The sequence below is a fragment of the Aquirhabdus parva genome (genome assembly GCF_003351745.1).
In the GTDB taxonomy this organism is placed as follows: domain Bacteria; phylum Pseudomonadota; class Gammaproteobacteria; order Pseudomonadales; family Moraxellaceae; genus Aquirhabdus; species Aquirhabdus parva.
In genome coordinates this window covers 3194002-3211282 of sequence record NZ_CP031222.1, presented here as the reverse complement: position 1 = coordinate 3211282, position 17281 = coordinate 3194002, and the positions used below count along the sequence as shown (strand labels likewise).

The following is a 17281-nucleotide window of genomic DNA, read 5'->3' as shown; positions in this document are numbered from 1 at the left end:
AGCTAAATATATTGATTTTTAAGATTGAATACACGTTATCACTATTTACAATGTAAAGAGTGACTTTAAACACACAATATTATATTAAGCATATGTTTTAATGTAACTATTTTTTTATTTAACATTAATTTACAAATATTATGATCTTCCTAGTTTTAGGCGTTGAACAAATGGTGTGGAGTGAATGTTCTAAATCGCATTGAGTGATTTTTATATTATGATGATGAATTTAGTGGCTGATGATTAACTGAAGTTAAATGATTTTTTTGCGAAATATATAATAATGACTATGTGTATTGTATGTATTTTATGTGGAGATAATATGTAGGATTAATTTAAATGAAGAATAAGGATTTTGCTTTAAGTGTTACCTCAGCGTTAATGGTATGACGACATGAGTATATGCGTCTGGGTCTTATTGCACAGCAGCTTGGCTTCCCGCTATGATCAACCCATAACAAACAATAATATCTAGAAGGATTTCTCTTTGAACACATTCCACAAATCCGCAATGCCTATGGCAGCAAGCCTGCTCTTAGCCGCGCTGCTCTCTTCATGTGCAAAACAACCGGTTACGGTGCCTGTACCCGTGGTGGGACCGCTACCGAGTTCGTATATTTCTTTAAATAACAATCTGTTTATCAAAGTGCCTACCGATAATATGCAGACTGATCAATTCGGGGCGTATACCTTTGTCTTGATGCGCGCCAAGGATTTGAAGAGCTTGACCCGTGATCAGAAGAATCGTTTGCAAGTGCTTACCGATGGGATTGAAGATCCTTTTGTGGTGGACTCCAATCAAGCGGTCGGTCGCAATAAACCTGCGAATCTGAACTTGTTTTGTATCCCCAGCCGTGAGGATGGCAAGGAAGAAGATCCTAAAGAGCTGTTGAAGCGCTACAGTCGCGATGGCCGAGAGCGGGCGATCAATATCGCACGTTATGACTTTAAGTATTCCAATCTGATGCTGCAGAGTATCAGCCGTCATGTCTCCTCAGAAGTGATCAAGGATGCGCTGCGTCAAAAGTCCGGTCCTTTCTTGGTGACGACCTTAAAACCGACGGGGCTGGCGGATCAGGATCCGATCCTGTTTGCCGATTTATCTGACTCGACGTCGGAGACCATCAAGGGCTTGGTGGAGTCCTATCGCGCATTTATTTTTAAAAATAACGTCAATACCGCACAACAAGACTATTTTATTTCTTTCATGACCACAGTGACTGCAGGTATGGAAAGTCGGATTTTGACACCGGATCGCTGGGTGCTGCCTGAGGGAGGCACCGAGGGTGTGGAGCGGAAGCGTTAATCGCAAATGACATGAAGCATGAGTTAAACTCATGCTTCGTGAATCAAGCCTTACTCACGATTTTTCATCGCGGTAATTTCTTGTAGATCCAAATCATTCTCCAGCGCATGCAATACCTCATCGTGGATTTGACCTGAGCGATGCAGCTTGAGCAATTCGGCGCGGCCAGCGGCGACCGCTGCCAGAATCACATCATAATGCGCCGCTTGCTGGTCGCTGAAGGTTTCTGGTGCTTGGCTATAGCGTTCGGTAATGTTGGTGCGGTAGGTGTACTGTTCAAGCAACCGCGTATGGATGAGCACGCCTGCCTCATCGTACGCCAGTGCTTCAACGACGGCGAGCTGTGCGGCTTCCAGACGATACATGGCCTGCGCTGCGGTCAGCAACCCGCTGGGATGCGGATCGTCTTTCAGCTTGAGAAGTTGGATCACCAGCCCAATGGTGCTGCCTTGGATGAGTACGGTAAACAAAATCACTGCAAACGCCGACAGCAAGATCAAGTCACGACCCGGCATGTTCTCTGGTAGCGTCAGGGCAATGGCGATGGTCACCACGCCGCGCATGCCTGCCCAACTGAGTAGAAAGGAGGAGGCGGGTGAGGCGGGTCTGACTGACTTGCCAGATAGCCGCCCGATGCCAGCGCGCAAGTAGTCGGTGGCATAGACCCAGACAAAGCGCGAGACAATCACTGCGACGATGACACCGATGATCGGGTAGAGCATAGTATCCAGCAGGCTGCTCATGCTGTGATTGTCTAGATTGCCAATGACATCGCGTAGTGACAAACCGATCAGAATAAAGACCAAGGCTTCAAAGGTGGTGATCATCACGCGCCAAAAAGCACCGCCCTGTACACGAATTTCGGCAGAAAGGATATCGTGCTGATACCAACCGATGATGATGCCGCAGGTGACGGTTGAGATGACACCTGACACATGGAGTGCTTCACCGCAGATGTACGCTGCCCAAGTAATGAGGAAGAAAGCCATAATCACTAGGGTCGACAGCTTGATCCATCTGAAGATCATGACAAAGCAATAGCCGATTATGCCGCCTACAAAGACTCCGCCAAGCGCCAACCCCAGAAAGGAAATGCTGGCCTCTTGGAGGCTGAAGGTGCCGGTCAATGCCGCAGCCACGGCGAAGCGGAATAGTACAAGGCCCGTTGCATCATTGAGTAGGCTTTCGCCTTCTAACAGTACCATGAGGCGTCTTGGCAATTTAACCGTACCGAGCACGGCTTTGGCTGCTACGGCATCTGGCGGAGAAACCACGGCCCCGAGTGCAAAACACGCTGCCCACGGTAAGGAAGGAATAATCCAGTGCACGACCATACCGACCGCAAAGGTGGTGAAGATGACCGCTCCCAAAGCCAGCCACAAGATGCCACCGATGTTTTTCTTAAAATCCGCCCAGACCGTGAAGTACGCGCCATCACTCAGGAGGGGGGGTAAAAAGACGATCAGGACCAGTTCTGGGTCAATATGAAAGGAGGGGATGCCAGGCAAGAAAGCAATCGCAATGCCGCCAAGCAGCAGCGCGGCAGATGAGGGGAGCTTTAAGCGTCGGGCAATCAGTTCCAGCCCCAATACCGCGACCAGTAAGAGCAAAATAAATTTAAAGGTTTCGACTGAGGTCATGGAAGGCCTGTATAAAACAATGGGTTATTGATAGAAATTGTAGACGAGTTGGCAGTTTTTGTGGGAGATGAATGCGAGTAAACGCGTGGAGAAACGCTTTTTTTAAGCCTACAACAAAGACTTTAAGCGTTTAGCACAAGTTTTTCGGACGATTGAGTCTGGTTATGGAATGCGTTTTATAGAATCATAGTCCAAGACTATAGATGACAAAGTAACGAGCGAAGCCTCATGAATGCTACTACCCAACTTGCGACGTTAAAGCCGCAGTCAGAACAGACACCGAAGCATAAAGATCCTAAACGTTATTTGTGGTTACTTAGCCCAGCGCTACCATTAATTGGTTTAGCCGCCGCGACAGGCTATGCCATTGCCCCTAAAAAACTACGTGCTGTGGCCGCTCTTGGTCCTGTGATGTTGCATGGCGTCATTCCATTTATCGATAAGATAGTCGGTGCCGATGCAGAAAATCATCCAGAAGAAGCGATTAAACAGTTAGAGCAAGACCCTTATTATATGCGCATCGTCAAAGCGTATATCCCTTTGCAATATCTGACCACCATTGTGGGTGCTTACGCTGCCAGCCGTAAAGGCACGCCTTTGATCGACCAGATTGTGCTGGGCATGTCTGTGGGTGCGGTCAATGGTATCGCACTGAATACGGCACATGAATTAAGCCATAAGTCTGAAAAAACTTATCACTACTTATCCCACTTGGCATTGTTGCCAACGGGTTATATTCATTTCCGTATTGAACACCCTTACGGCCATCACAAACGTGTTGCCACCCCTGAAGATCCAGCATCTTCACAAATGGGTGAGACTTTCTGGCAATTTTGGCCACGTACCGTCATCGGTAGCTTTAAATCCGCCATTGAGATCGAAAAAGCACGTCTGAAGCGTCGTGGCAAAGGCTGGTGGTCACTCGATAATGAGCTCCTGCAAGGCTGGGCGATGGCTGGTGCATTCCATGCAACGATGATTGCGGTATTTGGTCGTCGGGTTATCCCATTTATGGCTACGCAAGCCGTATATGGCTTTACCTTGTTTGAAGTGATCAACTACCTTGAACATTATGGCTTGAAGCGTCAAAAGCTGGACAATGGTAAATATGAACGCACCATGCCTGAGCATAGCTGGAATAATAACAGCATGGTCACCAACCTGTTCCTCTACCAGTTGCAACGTCACTCGGATCACCATGCTTATCCAACACGTTCATTCCAGGCATTGCGTCATTTCGAAGATGTTCCTCAGTTGCCCGCAGGTTATGCATCATTGCTATTACCCGCGATTATTCCTGGCTGGTGGTTCAAGCTCATGGATCAACGTGTGGTGGACAACTATAAAGGCGATTTGAATAAAGCCAATGTCCATGTAAAAGCACGTGCTCGCTTATTTGCTAAATATGGTGTTGTCGATAAGCAGTTAGAAGAAGTCGAGTCATAATTTGTCAGTGTTGTGCGCATGAAGATACCCACCGAAAGGTGGGTATTTTTTTTGCATTTTAAACGTCAGCGTCGTAATACAGGGCAGTATCGGTAGAGGAGCAATGGGTGGCAGCCATACCCGTTTGGGAAAAAGAGGTATGCGAAAATTTAAACCAAGCTGTAATCAGTTTAGGTGATTTACATATATGCTCAATAGAATAATCCTGATAATCTACGGTTAGTGCCATGTTATTTATAGCATTTCTTTGAGAAACCTACATAAGGAAATTCCAGATGTCTGATTTAGTTCTCACCACGTTTGATTGGGTGCCCGATATGCCGCGCGGCTTTGTACGTGACATTCGCGTGCGCTGGGCATTGGAGGAAGCTGGATTACCCTATAGCGTTAAAAGTGTGCCTTTTCAGGAGCGTGGTCCTCAGCATCTGGCGCATCAACCTTTTGGGCAAGTGCCGTGGTTACTTGATGGCGACCTGTCCATTTTTGAGACTGGGGCGATTCTGTTTCATCTGGGTGAACTGAGCACCAAGTTGTTGCCGACAGAGCCTCATGCGCGTAGCGATGTTCTGGAGTGGCTCTTTGCCGCACTGAATTCGGTTGAGATGGCCAGTCAGCCTTGGTCCATGCTCAAGTTTTCCGATGCGTCCTTTGATACACCGGAACTGCAAAAGCTGGAAGCGTTTCTTAACTCTCGCTTACTGCATATGGAGTCGGTTCTGGCTAAGCGCGAGTGGCTGGCGGGGTCATTTTCGATAGCGGATATACTGATGGCGGACGTGCTCCGCTTGGTGGATAAATTTGGTGGTTTAGCCCAATATCCCGCCTGTCGTGATTATGTTGCCCGTGCGATAGCGCGCCCCGCATTCCAAAAAGCCTATGCGGATCAGATGGCGTACTTTGCTGCGGCGGATTAACGATTGTTGAGGTTAGGGTGCAATACGCTGGGCTTATTGCACCTGATCTGAACGATTGAATCGCATTAACCAAAGAAGCGAGCCAGCGCTGCAAAGATGGATTGACCTCTAGGATCTTCTGGCGGTGGGATCAGGCTACTCAGGAAGCCTGCAACGCTGGATAGCGTGACGCCTGCCGCTTCAAGTTGGCGAAACGCTGCTTGTTCTGTTCGATCACTCAAGCCGCCACTCACATCTGTGAGCAGATAGACATCGTAGCCGAGTCGTCGTGCACCAAGCGCAGTTTGAAGTACTGCTAGTTCGCTCGCAACGCCTCCAATCGCAATGACTGAGCGCTTGTGGTTTGCGATGGTTTGCTGGCTTGCTACATCGTCAAAGACGCCAGGTGTCGTGCGAACGACAATGGTCTGTGAGCTTAGTTCGTCGATGAGGGCGGGTGCTGTATCGGGTTGAAGCGGAACAGCCGATGTGAAAATCGGGATATCCAGTACCTTAGCACCTTCGGTGAGAACCGACACGGCGCGTTTGAGATTGGCTTCAGGGTTTGTTTTATTCGCGGCAGCCAAAATCGGTGGTTGTAGATCGGCTAAAACGATAAGGACGTTATCGGGATTCAGTTTGTCCAGCGTACTCATGGTATCTCCAATAGTTGCGATTAAGAGGGAAGTGAGGCTAATTTTTAAATCCAATTAGCGTCGTGACCAAGTCGAGCTTTCTTTGATGTCATTGATCACTGCGTTGAGCCGTATAGATATCAGAAAGTACAGAGTCAAAGGGCGTAAAAGAAGGAGAAATGGCTATCGTTGAACGAATGACCAGACCTTCTGAAGGGTGGCAACATCCTTATATTTATTCGATTATGTCCACTGTTATCGCAGGCGTAAATAGCGTTAGTTAGGGAATGAGTATGGCTATTGTAGCTGTACTCTAATCTTTTCTCTCCACCCCTTGAAACTTCGAATTCGAAATAATCGTTTGGCGTAGCACGTTATCAATCGTGGTTTCCAGATTATCCGTGAGCTTCTCCACTAGCCCATCCACTACCAAGTGACTCAGCCCATGGGTGATGCTCCATGCTTGCAGTACAGCGGTTGCCACGATAGGGTCGTCATCTGATCGATCAAGCACGAGAGCCACGCGCTTGCGCAGTCCGTAGTAAGCCAATTCCATGACTTCACTGATTTCAGGGTCTTGCTGCTTAGAGGCGAAGCTACTGAACATGAGTTTAAACAGCGCAGGCTGCTTCTTGGCAAAATGGACATAGGCGCGACCCGTGGCAAAGAATGCTTTGCGGTGGTCGGGTTCGGCGAGGAATGCCAAGGTTTGCGCGGCAGTAAAGCGGCGGAAACCTTCTGCGGCGATGGCGATTAATAGCGCTTCTTTATTGGCGAAGTGGCGATAGGTCGCGGTTGCGGAGACGCCGACTTGCCGTGCAAGCTCACGGAGGTTTAATTCTTTGCCCGTTTCTGAGGCGAGTTCCAGATGTGCCAAGCCCGCTTCAACCAATGCCATTCGTAGATTGCCGTGGTGATAGGCGGCGCTGTTTACAATTTTATCGTCCATGGGTGTTTTATTCGATGTTGACAACGTTAACATTTCACTGCAAGATATAGAAATCATCATACACCTTCCACAACGTTTAAGCATGGATATGCTTTACGCATGCTGTTGTCACGTCTATCGATTTTCATCATTTAAGGTTTTTTATGTCAAGAATCAGTGATTTATTGCGTCCAAGTCGTAAGCAGCGCTTATTGGGTCAAGTGGTTGTGGTGACCGGGGCGGGTTCAGGGTTTGGGCGTGAAGCATCGCTGTTGTTTGCTAGCCTTGGTGCAAATGTGGTGGCGGTGGATATTAATCTGCCTGCTGCTGAAGAAACCGCACAACTGGCACGTGCTTTAGGTATAAAAGCCGATGCGCACAAGGTGGATGTCGGCAATGTAGAGCAGATGGAAGCACTTGCGACATGGGTCGCAGAAGTCTACGGCGCACCCGATGTAATCATTAATAACGCGGGTATTGGCATGGCGGGTTCGTTCTTGGAGACCACCGTACAAGACTGGAATCGGGTGATGAACGTCAATCTGTGGGGCGTGATTCATGGTTCGCGTCTGTTTGCCAAGCAGATGGTCGCGGCGAAGAAAGCCGGTCACATCGTCAATGTGGCGTCGATGGCAGCGTTTACGCCGTCACGTACTACGGCGGCGTATTCCACGACCAAAGCGGCGGTGCGCATGTTTAGCGATTGCATCCGCGGTGAGCTTGCCGATTACAGCATTGGGGTCAGTACGATTTGTCCAGGATTTTCAACGACAGGAATTGTGAATAACACACGCTTTGCGGGTCTGTCTGAAGCAGAGCAAGCCAAGACCCGTGCTAAAGCCAATAAGCTGTATAGCTTACGCAGTTTGCCGCCGCGTGTGATTGCCGAAGCGATTTTGCATGCGGTGGAACATAACGAGCCTGAAGTCCCTGTGGGCTTTGAGGCAACGGGCATGCGTTTACTCGGTCGTATTTCACCCGGATTTTCGCGTCTGTTTGCCCGTCTGGATATTACGCCTTAATTCATTCTTCGTCCTTCAACAGGAGAGCATCATGGGAATCATGTTTAAAGGGATGCGCAAGATTGTGTCAAGTTCGCCGCACCATCTGATCCCGCGTAAAGTAAAATTTGATTGGCACGCAACGCCGATAGACTGGATCAAGGGCGAGCCTTTTGCCAGTCATTTTATCAATGCGATTCATCTGATGTTCCCCGCGGGTGAGCTGTGGATGTGCCGTATGATCAATCGTGCCATCCCGTATCTTGACGATCCCAAACTGATCGAAGATGCACGGGCTTTTATCCGTCAGGAAGCCATGCATGCGCGCTCGCACAGCAGTGCGGTGGATGAACATTTGAAAGCCTATGGACTGTATCCAGACGAATATCAGCAGCGGGTGAACAAGCTGTTTGAAGAGATTCTGATGGATGAGCCGTTTGGCGTGCGTTTGCCTAAACCTTTGCAAAAAGAGTGGCTGATTTTCCGCTTGGGCTGTATGGCGGTGTTTGAACATATCGCTTGTGTGCTGGGGCAATATGCGCTGGATCATGAGAAATGGGAAGAAGTTGCTGATCCGGTGATGCTGGATCTGCTGCGCTGGCATGGCGCGGAAGAAGTTGAGCATCGCAGTGTGGTGTTTGATATTTACCACGGCGTGGGCGGTGGCTATGTCGGGCGCTATATGTGCACAGGATTGGTACTGGCTGCGGTCACGGTACTCTGGACGCAAGGGGCGACTGAGATTTTGCGCAAGCATCCGGATATCAAGGTTGATCCGAGCATTGCCCATGGGTGGTTTAGTCAGCAATGGCGCCGTGCGACCAGTCTGGGTTTATTGCCGACACTGCCGTGGGTTGCAGGCAAAATGCTGGGTTACTTCTCACCGTTTTACAACCCGATCCACGAAGGCTCAACCGAGCAGGCGCTGGCTTATCTAGAGACTTCGGTTGGTTATCTTGCCACGCAAAAACCCGTACCTGCTGCTGTGCCGTTTGTTGATCAAACCGTACAGGCTTAAGGCGGTTGGGCTACCGATTCAATGCGGTAGCCCTGATCGTATCCGTTCCAAACATTCATTTAAAAAACCAATAATGAGTAAGCTATGAGTCAGCGTGCGTTTGATATCGTTTTATTCGGGGCGACCGGTTTTACGGGCGTATTGACGGCCGAGTATCTCGCCCAGCATGCGCCTAAAGGCATGCGTTGGGCGCTGGCGGGGCGTAATATTGCCAAGCTTGAAGACGTTCGCGCACGTGTCGTCGCGATCAATCCTGCTTATAAAGATTTGCCAATTCTGTCTGCGGATACCTCAGATGCGGCATCACTCAAAGCCTTGGCAGAATCGACCAAGGTGGTGATTACCACGGCAGGTCCGTTTGTCAGTTATGGCGGCGATGCGATGGTTGGGGCGTGTGCTACGGCGGGTACGCATTACTGTGATATCACGGGTGAGCCTGAATTCAAGGATCAATCGTGGCTCAACTGGCATGAGACGGCGGTCAAGACGGGTGCCAAGATCGTGCATTCGTGTGGAGTGGATAGTATTCCGCATGATCTCGGTGTGTTCTTTACCGTGCAGCAATTGCCTAAAGATGTGCCGCTGCGTATTGAGGGGATTGTCGGCGGGGATGCGCGTCCATCAGGTGGTACTTACCATACGATCGTCACGGCAATGTCGCGTTTGTATCCTCTGGCGAAGTCATACTTCCAGCGTCATGCACGTGAAGCGAAGGCGGAAAAGCGCCGTATTGGCATGACTTTGCCGCTGCTCCGTTATAGTCGTGATTTGAAAAGTTGGGTACTGCCGTTTCCGACCATTGATCCGCAGATCGTCAAGCACAGTGCCAATGCATTGGCTTCTTATGGCCCCGATTTTCGTTATGGGCACTTTATGGAAGTGAAGCACTTGCATACGGTGGTGGCGATGATGGGTGGACTGACGGGCATTATTGCTTTGGCGCAGACACCAATGACCAAGCGTTTCTTACTATCACTCAACAAACCGGGTGATGGTCCATCGCCTGAGGTGCGCGCCAAGTCATGGTTCCGTGTGCTGTTCACTGGCACTGGTGGCGGTAAGACGGTGGTGACTGAAGTGCGCGGTGGTGATCCGGGCTATGATGAAACCGCAAAAATGCTGGCAGAGTCGGCGATGTGTCTGGCGTTTGATGATTTGCCAGCGCTGGGTGGACAACTCACAACGGCTGTGGCGATGGGTGAGCCGCTCTTGGCGCGTTTGCAAGCAGCGGGCTTGAGCTTTAAAGTGATTGCGCGTTTTTAAAGGGTTTTCAAACATATTTATATTCTGGGTGCAGGATTCGATCCCTTTGCCCAGTTTTTTTGTTTGCGATTCTAGCGCCTTGTCTTAGCTGCCTGCCATTACTTCACTTTATGGAAAAGTCTGATCCATAAGATTGGTATTATCAAAACAACGAGCCGATCTTAAGCTTCTGAGAACCACAACTCAGAGTAAAAAATCATGACAGCATTATTTTCCCCACAGCGTCGAATCGTTATTTTAGGTGGCGGTTATGCCGGACTCACAGTTGCACAGCGCCTGAGTAAGCAAAAACCTGATGCTCAAATCACATTGATTGATGCCAAGCCCGCTTTTGAAGAGCGTATACGCTTACACCAAATTGCCGCTGGACAAACGCTGGACAGTTTTTCATATTCAGCATTTCTAAGTCCACTCGGGGTTGATTTCATTCAAGCCTATATCACGGCAATCGATCCTGACAGCCAAAACGTGAGTTTAGAATACGCCACGGGAACGGGAGGGAATATCGCTTACGATTATCTGGTTTATGCGCTGGGTAGTTTTATGAATGTGGATCAGGTATCCGGTGTGAGAGAGTTTGCTCATGCCTTTGATTCAGTTGAGGTCGCAAAAAAACTCTATTCGACACTTCGTGAATCACCCAATGCCCAGGTTTTGGTCGTTGGAGGTGGCCTCACAGGGATAGAGACAGCTTGTGAATTGGCGGAATGTTTGCCTGATTTGCGGGTCACCTTGGCAACGTCCGAGCCATTTCGCGCAAGCCGCACACCGGGTGGTTTTTCTGAGAAAACGGTTCAATATCTGCATGAAGGACTTGAGCGCAGAAAAGTGCGATTGCAAACTGGCAAGCGCATTGTTCAACTTAAGGCAGGGGAGGCGATGATGAGTGATGGTACTCAGATGGCCTTTGATGCGTGTGTCTGGACCAGTGGTTTTAAGCCTTCGCCACTCGCTGCAAAGGCAGGGATACGAGTCAATGACCATGGGCAAATTGAAGTTGATGAGAGTTTACGTTCACTGAGTCATCCGAACATTGTTGCCGTAGGGGATGCCGCAAGCGCCAGTTCAGAGAGTGCGGGTTCGTGTCGTATGGGCAGTGCAACCGCTTTGGCCATGGCACCAACAGGTGCGAAAACGATTCTCGCTTTGCTTATGAACAAAACGCCGCCCTCGTTTCGATTTGTCTACTTGTTTCGCAATATTTGCCTTGGGCGTGAGGATGGTATTATCCAGTTTGTTGATCGTCGTGATATACCTCGGGAAATTGTCTGGACTGGCACAGCCGCAGCAAAATGGAAGGAGTTTGTTTGTCAGACTACGCTATCCATGATTGGGCTTACGTCTTCTGGAACGTTACCACTCCTTCCACCACTGCGGACACTGCCACAATTGATGCAGGGTATGCGGCAATATGCTTGAACCTTCTGGTACGGTTGACACTCATAAAAAATCGACATTACTTTTGTCGGTTTTTTTATAGACAGCCATCTTGTCGCTACTGTTTGGCGGTCGACTCAGCATCATTAAATATAAAATCGATAAATAACCGAAGTGCCGCAGGCGGATGCTTATGGCTTGAGTAGACCATATAGATTCCCCCACCATCATGATAATACGTTGGAATCAGATTTATAAGGCGACCTGCTGCCAGATCGTCAGAAATAAGATGATCAGGGACTAGTGCCATGCCGATACCTGCCCGAGCACCCTCCACAAGGGCACCCATGCCATTGACTGTTAACCGTGCATGCACATGGATCAGGGTCTGTCCCTCTGGACCCGTTAACGGCCAAACGGCCCAGCCTTCTTTGCTGCGTAAAGCCAGACAAGGGTAATTGGTCAGTGCATCCACGTGTTCAGGCAACCCATAGGTCTCAACGAATGAGGGACTGGCAACGACATGCAGGTGACTTGAGATCAAGCGTCGCGCCACGACATTCTCATCATGTATTGGACCCGCACGGAATGCCACGTCGATTCCGGTTGAAAATAAATCGATCTGATCGTCGGAGAGTACGACTTCCAGAGTGATCATTGGATAGGTTTCAAGAAACCGTGCTAGAAGCTGACTGGTGCGTGTGGACATAAAGTCGATGGGTGCTGTCACACGCAGATGGCCACGGGGTTCCTCCGCTTGTGCCTCGGTCTGTAGCCACCATGATTCCAATTCTTGCATGGCGGGCTCGGCACGATCAAGCAGCGTGCGACCAACCGTGGTCAGGCTTAATTTGCGGGTAGTGCGCTGCAAAAGGCGTACTCCGAGGGTTTCTTCCAAGCGTTGTACTTGACGGCTCAGGCGGTTGGTGGGAACGCCAAGCCTGCGAGCGGCTGCTGAAAATCCACCTGCTTGAACCACAGCCAGCAGCACTCGTATGCCATTCAGGTCGATTTCTGATTCTTTCATTTTTTATTCTGCTGAGTGGGGATGTCGTAGATATTCTTCACGGGCTTGAATTACTGCGATACAAAAGGGTTTGGTCGTATTGCCTGCATTACTGCCTGCGTTTTGGGGCTTTAGTGAGCATAAATCACATCAATATACTGGGCAAGTCCGGTTGGGTGTGACTCATAGATCAATAGTCTCATAAAAAACGCCCATGCGATGGGCTGCATGGGCTAAAAAGGGAACTTTTAAAAATCAATGCATTTACAGCAAAACCCTAGGGTTTGATGTTTGAGTCATGCATGGTTTCAAACGTCTGGGCGCGGAGGCGCTGTTCAGGGGTGCTGAAGGTTTGATTACGCAGGGCGGTGATGGCGTTTTGTTGACTCACTGGGTCGCTGTAGCTCGCTTTGATTTGCTCGCGGGCGCTGAGATAGCCATCCACTTGTTGCTGCCAACTGGCATTGTCCACGTCGAGTTGATCGAGGCGTCCAGCGGCGGCGCTTCCGACCAGACTTTCACGCATTTGGTGGAGCTCTTCTGCTGAGCCGCCACGCGCTTTGATGTCTTTGGTCAGTTGTTGCAGCTCGGCGTATTGCATGAGCGGACGGACGCTGTCGGCAAGTGTGGGGGGCAGATGGTCGATCAGCCCTGCAATCTTCGCCGCTTTTTGTTCAGCGGTTAAACTCTTATCCGCATTAATCCGCATCTGATCAATCGTGTATTGGTCATAGGCTTCTTCATTACCAAAAAACACCGTAGCCTCAGCAAGGGTAAAGAATTGCATGCGCAGATTTTTTTGTGCAGACACAATCACCTGTAAGGAATCTGGGGTCATAGTTTTAGACTGTGGACCAGATTGGGTTCTGGCGTGCATATAGGCGATGTATTGATCCAGCAGTTTGAGCGCATAAGGCAGTGCAGTAGGAGGCAATGTACTGGTGAGATACAGGCGAATGTCTGCAATGAGCTGTGCTTCGGTTTTTTCGCCAAGACTTGAGAGGAAATAATCAAAGCAGTTGCGAATGCCGATGGTCAGAACCAATTGGCCTTGTGCATCCACTTGTAGCGGGCAGTCAATTTGGGTGCCTTGCAATGAAGGCGCAAGCGTGGGCAATGGGCCGTGGGCTTTAAGTGGCGATTGGGCTCGCAGCGTCGGGGCGTTGGCTGCTGTTTGCGCTGGCGTGACGACTGGGGTGTTACTGGTGGCGGTGGTCGATGCTGTGGGTTTAAGCAGCCAGATTGCTGAGACGGCAAGGAGGCAGATGAGGATCGTCAACACGACGAATATTTTCTTTTGTTTTGCTGAAAAAGGCATTGTTGAACATTCCATGTTTTTATCGGGTACTGGATCAGTAATGAACCATGCGGCTTGATGATAAGCCAAGAAGGACAGCATTGCTGTCCTTCTTTTTATCGCTCGTGAAATACGGCTTGAAGCAATTATAGACCCGCAGTTTTCAAGCGATTGGCTTGCAGACGGAACAGGGTCACTGGACTGGTGGTGAACGGACTGATCAGACCGGCCACTTGGTTCACTTCATCAAAGTGATTTTGATAGTAGTCATCGCGAATCACTTGACCCAAGTGGCTGGAGCAGCGGGGTACTAGACCATCGCTTGCACCGGGGATCAGGAGGCTGGTCGCGCCGACCAAATAGTCCGCCGGATTGAGGACATTGGTCCACACCGCTGTACCGCCCCATGAATAATAGCGTATGCCATTTGCAACGGCTGCGCCTTGGTCGCACTGATTGGTCGGTACGCCTTGTGGGAATTTGGCGTTGAATGCTGCGGAGCCTTTAGAAGTCAGCGAGCTCAGCCCCGCCAGAGAATCTTGCGAATAGTATTGACCCGAAGAGACGCCCACGATGGTAAAGAATGCATTAACCCCCGCAGAGATCACGGGTGCAAGGATCGGCCCGACAGGACTGTTGACCAAGCTTTGAACAGTGTCGGCAACTGGTGAGCCAAAGGTGACGCCAGCGACAGCGGTCACGGAGGCGACTTTAGTCGGTAGTAATCCAGCTACATAACGCACGGATGGGCCGCCATGACTATGACCGATCAGGTTGACTTTGGCTGCGCCAGTGATCGCCAGAATCTGCTGGACTTGGTTGAGCAGTTGTTCGCCGCGCACTTCTGAGGAGTTGAAAGAGGCTTCTTGCGAAACGAAGACACTGGCGCCGTTTGCGGTCAGATTCTCAGGAATGCCATACCAATAGTTATAGATCCCTGCGATGGATGAGAATCCACCCATGCCGTTGGCAAAAACAATCGGGTACTTGGTCTGCGCGTAGGTCGATGTCACGGTTTGACTGCCGCCGGTACGACAGCCTGCGGTGCTACAGAGTTGAAAGGTTGCGGTGGTTGCTGAGGCTAAGCTGGTGACGGCCAGACCGCCAGTGATCAGCAGAGCAGAGAGGGTGAGTTTCATAGTATATCCTTATGATGCTTCGTGTTATTCGGGGCTTTACGCGCCCGTGTCATCGTGACTATTTTGACGTGAAGTCAACCAGATAGTGATGTATGTCACCTATTTTGCCATCTGGTGTTTATTTATTAAGCGCGGTCATTATATTTGCCAGACGGGGTGAGTCTGTGAGATGCTTAGCGGTCAAAATTACTATCATTTTCGGCCAAATCGGATGGCGCTAGATAATATCGATAAAGACCAGGATTGGTTATATCAACCCGTGGTGCATGTCTCCTATGCCCAGACCGTACTTCGCATTGCCGAGGAGCGGGGGTTACCACGTTCATTGATTCGCGACGTCGGGCTGAGTGAAACCGAGCTGAATGACCCGATTGGCTTGATTGCGCCGATGACCTATGCATGGCTTGCTGCGCTGATTATTGAGCGGGTGGGCAATCATGGTCTGGGTTTTGAAGTGGGGCTGCGGCTGCCGCCGACTGCACATGGCAGTCTGGGTTATGCACTGGTGTGCAGCGGGACTTTGCGTGAGGTGGTGACGTTACTCAAGCGCTTTTGGCATATCCGCGAACGCACGCTGCAATTTCATTTTTTTGAGCAGGATGGCTGGGGCGTGATGCATTTCTATGCGCTGACACCGTATCCTGAGACCTTGCGGATTGTTCATTTTGATTGTTTGATGGCGATCTTCTATCGTGCCATTACGCTGCTACTGGGTGATAACAATATTCAAGGCGAGCTTTGGCTGGATTATCCTGAGCAGGATTACTATCCGCAATATCGCGACCAGTTTCCGCCGATTCGTTACGACATGCCCGCTTCCCAACTGCGCTTTCCTGCTGAACTGCTCGACCGTCCTTTGCCGATGTCCAATCCTGCCGCGTTGCAAATGGCGATTACCCAGTGTGAGCGGGAAAGTGTGCTGATGGGTGGTCAGCGCGAGGACTTCATGAGCAGTGTCTATGAGCTGATAATCTTGAGTGAGGGTAGTTATCCAACTCAAGAGGATCTCGCGGCGAAATTGCATACCTCGGTACGCACGCTGCGCCGCCGTCTGCAAACGCATGGCACGAGTTATCGTGAGCTGCTCGAGAGTGCGCGGCAGCGCGACGCCTTGAATCTTTTGGAGAGTACTTCACTCAGCATTCAGACCATTGCTGGGTTGTTGGGCTATCTTAATCCTGCCAATTTCACGCGGGCGTTTAGTGGGTGGATGGGGCAGTCGCCGCGTGAGTATCGTGCCAATCGTGAGCGTATATAAGGCGGGTGCTCTTGCTGACCGACTGGTTAAATGTCGGGTAACGATGTGTATCTCGCGCTGGATTGTGCTGAGGATCGTCGTTTAGAATCGAACGCATAGTGTGACCTACATGGTTTTGATCTGCTTAAGACATAAGGCTGACAGGAGGTTGATCGCCATGAATAACACCTTAGCAATTGCGCCAGACAGTACGGCGGTTCGCGTGGCCTTGTGGCGCGCACTGCATGCAGAAGTTGATGCAGCGCCCCATGTGATCGGCGATGAGATCGGGATCAAGCTAGTGGCACCAGAGGATTGCTGGCGCGAGCGACCAGACATGCACCCCGAATTTACCAAAGTCTTTCGTGCATCGGTTGTTGCGCGCGCCCGATTTATCGAGGATTCGGTTGAGGCACTGGCACAGCAGGGCATTCATCAGTACGTGATTCTGGGTGCGGGACTGGATACCTTTGCGCAGCGTCGTCCGAGTCTGGCCGCCAATCTGCAAGTCTATGAGGTGGATCAACCCGGGCATCAGGCGTGGAAGCAAAAACGGCTAGTTGAGGCAGGGTATGGCATCCCCGATTGGCAGCATTTTGTGCCGGTGGATTTTGAGGCGGGGGATTCGTGGATTGAGCAATTGGTGGCTGCGGGCTTTGATGTGAACCAACCCGCGGTGATTGCTTCCACTGGCGTCAGCATGTATCTGACCCGTGAGGCGATTGTGGCGATGTTCCGTCAGATTGCCACGCTGGCACCCAAGACCTGCTTTATCATGACCTTTTTGCTGCCGATCGAGATGGCTGATCCTGAGGTGCAGTTTGGTTTAAGGCGTGCCGAAAGTGGCGCGAAGGCCAGTGGTACGCCTTTTATCAGTTACTTTACGCCAGAGCAGATGATTGCGCTGGTGAATGAGGTTGGCTTTAGCCATGTGGAGCATGTGTCCGCAAACCAATTGGCTGAGAAGTACTTTGCCAATCGCAGCGATGGACTACGCCCGCCGACGAATTCGGAAGAGATTATTGTGGTGACGGTGTGAGGGGTGGAGCAGTAATGATGACAATCTACGTCTCACCTTTAGCAGACTAAAGGTGA

15 protein-coding genes are annotated in these 17281 nt (G+C 50.2%); 9 read left to right on the top strand and 6 right to left on the bottom strand.

Translation table 11 applies throughout. The features are described from left to right. Positions 1-487: 487 nt before the first annotated feature. Positions 488-1306, top strand: coding sequence for a hypothetical protein (locus tag HYN46_RS14545; protein ID WP_162818234.1), 819 nt, complete (start codon positions 488-490; stop codon positions 1304-1306). A gap of 50 nt (positions 1307-1356) precedes the next feature. On the opposite strand, the gene HYN46_RS14540 is transcribed toward HYN46_RS14545, so the two are convergent. Further along, positions 1357-2946, bottom strand: a complete 1590-nt coding sequence (locus HYN46_RS14540) for a Na+/H+ antiporter (RefSeq protein WP_114900057.1) — start codon at positions 2944-2946, stop codon at positions 1357-1359. Between the two features lie 228 nt (positions 2947-3174). Here HYN46_RS14540 and HYN46_RS14535 point away from each other — a divergent pair, with 228 nt between their 5' ends. Next, positions 3175-4392: an alkane 1-monooxygenase gene (locus HYN46_RS14535; RefSeq protein WP_114900056.1), complete on the top strand. Its 1218-nt coding sequence runs from the start codon at positions 3175-3177 to the stop codon at positions 4390-4392. A 275-nt stretch (positions 4393-4667) separates the two neighbouring features. After that, the gene (locus tag HYN46_RS14530; protein WP_114900055.1) at positions 4668-5306 is read left to right on the top strand and encodes a glutathione S-transferase family protein; all 639 of its coding nucleotides are present in this window, start codon (positions 4668-4670) and stop codon (positions 5304-5306) included. A 65-nt stretch (positions 5307-5371) separates the two neighbouring features. Here HYN46_RS14530 and HYN46_RS14525 read toward each other — a convergent pair whose 3' ends face one another. Both HYN46_RS14525 and HYN46_RS14520 read right to left on the bottom strand, forming a co-directional pair. Then, positions 5372-5941 (bottom strand): isochorismatase family protein, encoded by a 570-nt coding sequence (locus HYN46_RS14525; RefSeq protein ID WP_114900054.1) that lies wholly within the window; start codon positions 5939-5941, stop codon positions 5372-5374. Between the two features lie 292 nt (positions 5942-6233). Further along, a complete protein-coding gene (locus tag HYN46_RS14520; protein WP_114900053.1) occupies positions 6234-6869 on the bottom strand; it encodes a TetR/AcrR family transcriptional regulator in 636 nt (211 codons plus the stop codon). 143 nt (positions 6870-7012) lie between these two features. On the opposite strand from HYN46_RS14520, the gene HYN46_RS14515 reads away from it, so the two are divergent. The 4 genes from HYN46_RS14515 to HYN46_RS14500 all read left to right on the top strand — a co-directional run bounded on the left by HYN46_RS14515 (position 7013) and on the right by HYN46_RS14500 (position 11549). Further along, a complete protein-coding gene (locus HYN46_RS14515) occupies positions 7013-7870 on the top strand; it encodes an SDR family NAD(P)-dependent oxidoreductase (protein WP_114900052.1) in 858 nt (285 codons plus the stop codon). A gap of 31 nt (positions 7871-7901) precedes the next feature. Then, positions 7902-8867 (top strand): metal-dependent hydrolase, encoded by a 966-nt coding sequence (locus HYN46_RS14510; RefSeq protein WP_114900051.1) that lies wholly within the window; start codon positions 7902-7904, stop codon positions 8865-8867. Positions 8868-8951: 84 nt separating this feature from the next. Further along, positions 8952-10130 (top strand): saccharopine dehydrogenase family protein, encoded by a 1179-nt coding sequence (locus HYN46_RS14505; RefSeq protein WP_114900050.1) that lies wholly within the window; start codon positions 8952-8954, stop codon positions 10128-10130. A gap of 198 nt (positions 10131-10328) precedes the next feature. Next, positions 10329-11549 carry an NAD(P)/FAD-dependent oxidoreductase gene (locus HYN46_RS14500; protein WP_114900049.1) on the top strand — a complete coding sequence of 407 codons (1221 nt, stop codon included), beginning with the start codon at positions 10329-10331 and terminating at the stop codon, positions 11547-11549. Positions 11550-11625: 76 nt separating this feature from the next. Here HYN46_RS14500 and HYN46_RS14495 read toward each other — a convergent pair whose 3' ends face one another. The 3 genes from HYN46_RS14495 to HYN46_RS14485 all read right to left on the bottom strand — a co-directional run bounded on the left by HYN46_RS14495 (position 11626) and on the right by HYN46_RS14485 (position 14949). Then, positions 11626-12534: a LysR family transcriptional regulator gene (locus HYN46_RS14495; protein ID WP_114900048.1), complete on the bottom strand. Its 909-nt coding sequence runs from the start codon at positions 12532-12534 to the stop codon at positions 11626-11628. 256 nt (positions 12535-12790) lie between these two features. Then, positions 12791-13831, bottom strand: a complete 1041-nt coding sequence (locus tag HYN46_RS14490) for a lipase secretion chaperone (RefSeq protein ID WP_114900787.1) — start codon at positions 13829-13831, stop codon at positions 12791-12793. 125 nt (positions 13832-13956) lie between these two features. After that, entirely contained in the window at positions 13957-14949 is a 993-nt protein-coding gene (locus HYN46_RS14485) for a lipase family alpha/beta hydrolase (protein ID WP_114900047.1), read from the bottom strand. Between the two features lie 169 nt (positions 14950-15118). Between HYN46_RS14485 and HYN46_RS14480 the strand changes: the two genes are divergently transcribed. Together HYN46_RS14480 and HYN46_RS14475 are read left to right on the top strand one after the other, a co-directional pair. Beyond that, on the top strand, positions 15119-16207 hold the full coding sequence (locus HYN46_RS14480) for an AraC family transcriptional regulator (RefSeq protein WP_114900046.1): 1089 nt from the start codon (positions 15119-15121) through the stop codon (positions 16205-16207). Positions 16208-16364: 157 nt separating this feature from the next. Beyond that, the gene (locus tag HYN46_RS14475) at positions 16365-17225 is read left to right on the top strand and encodes a class I SAM-dependent methyltransferase (protein WP_114900045.1); all 861 of its coding nucleotides are present in this window, start codon (positions 16365-16367) and stop codon (positions 17223-17225) included. Positions 17226-17281 lie beyond the last annotated feature (56 nt).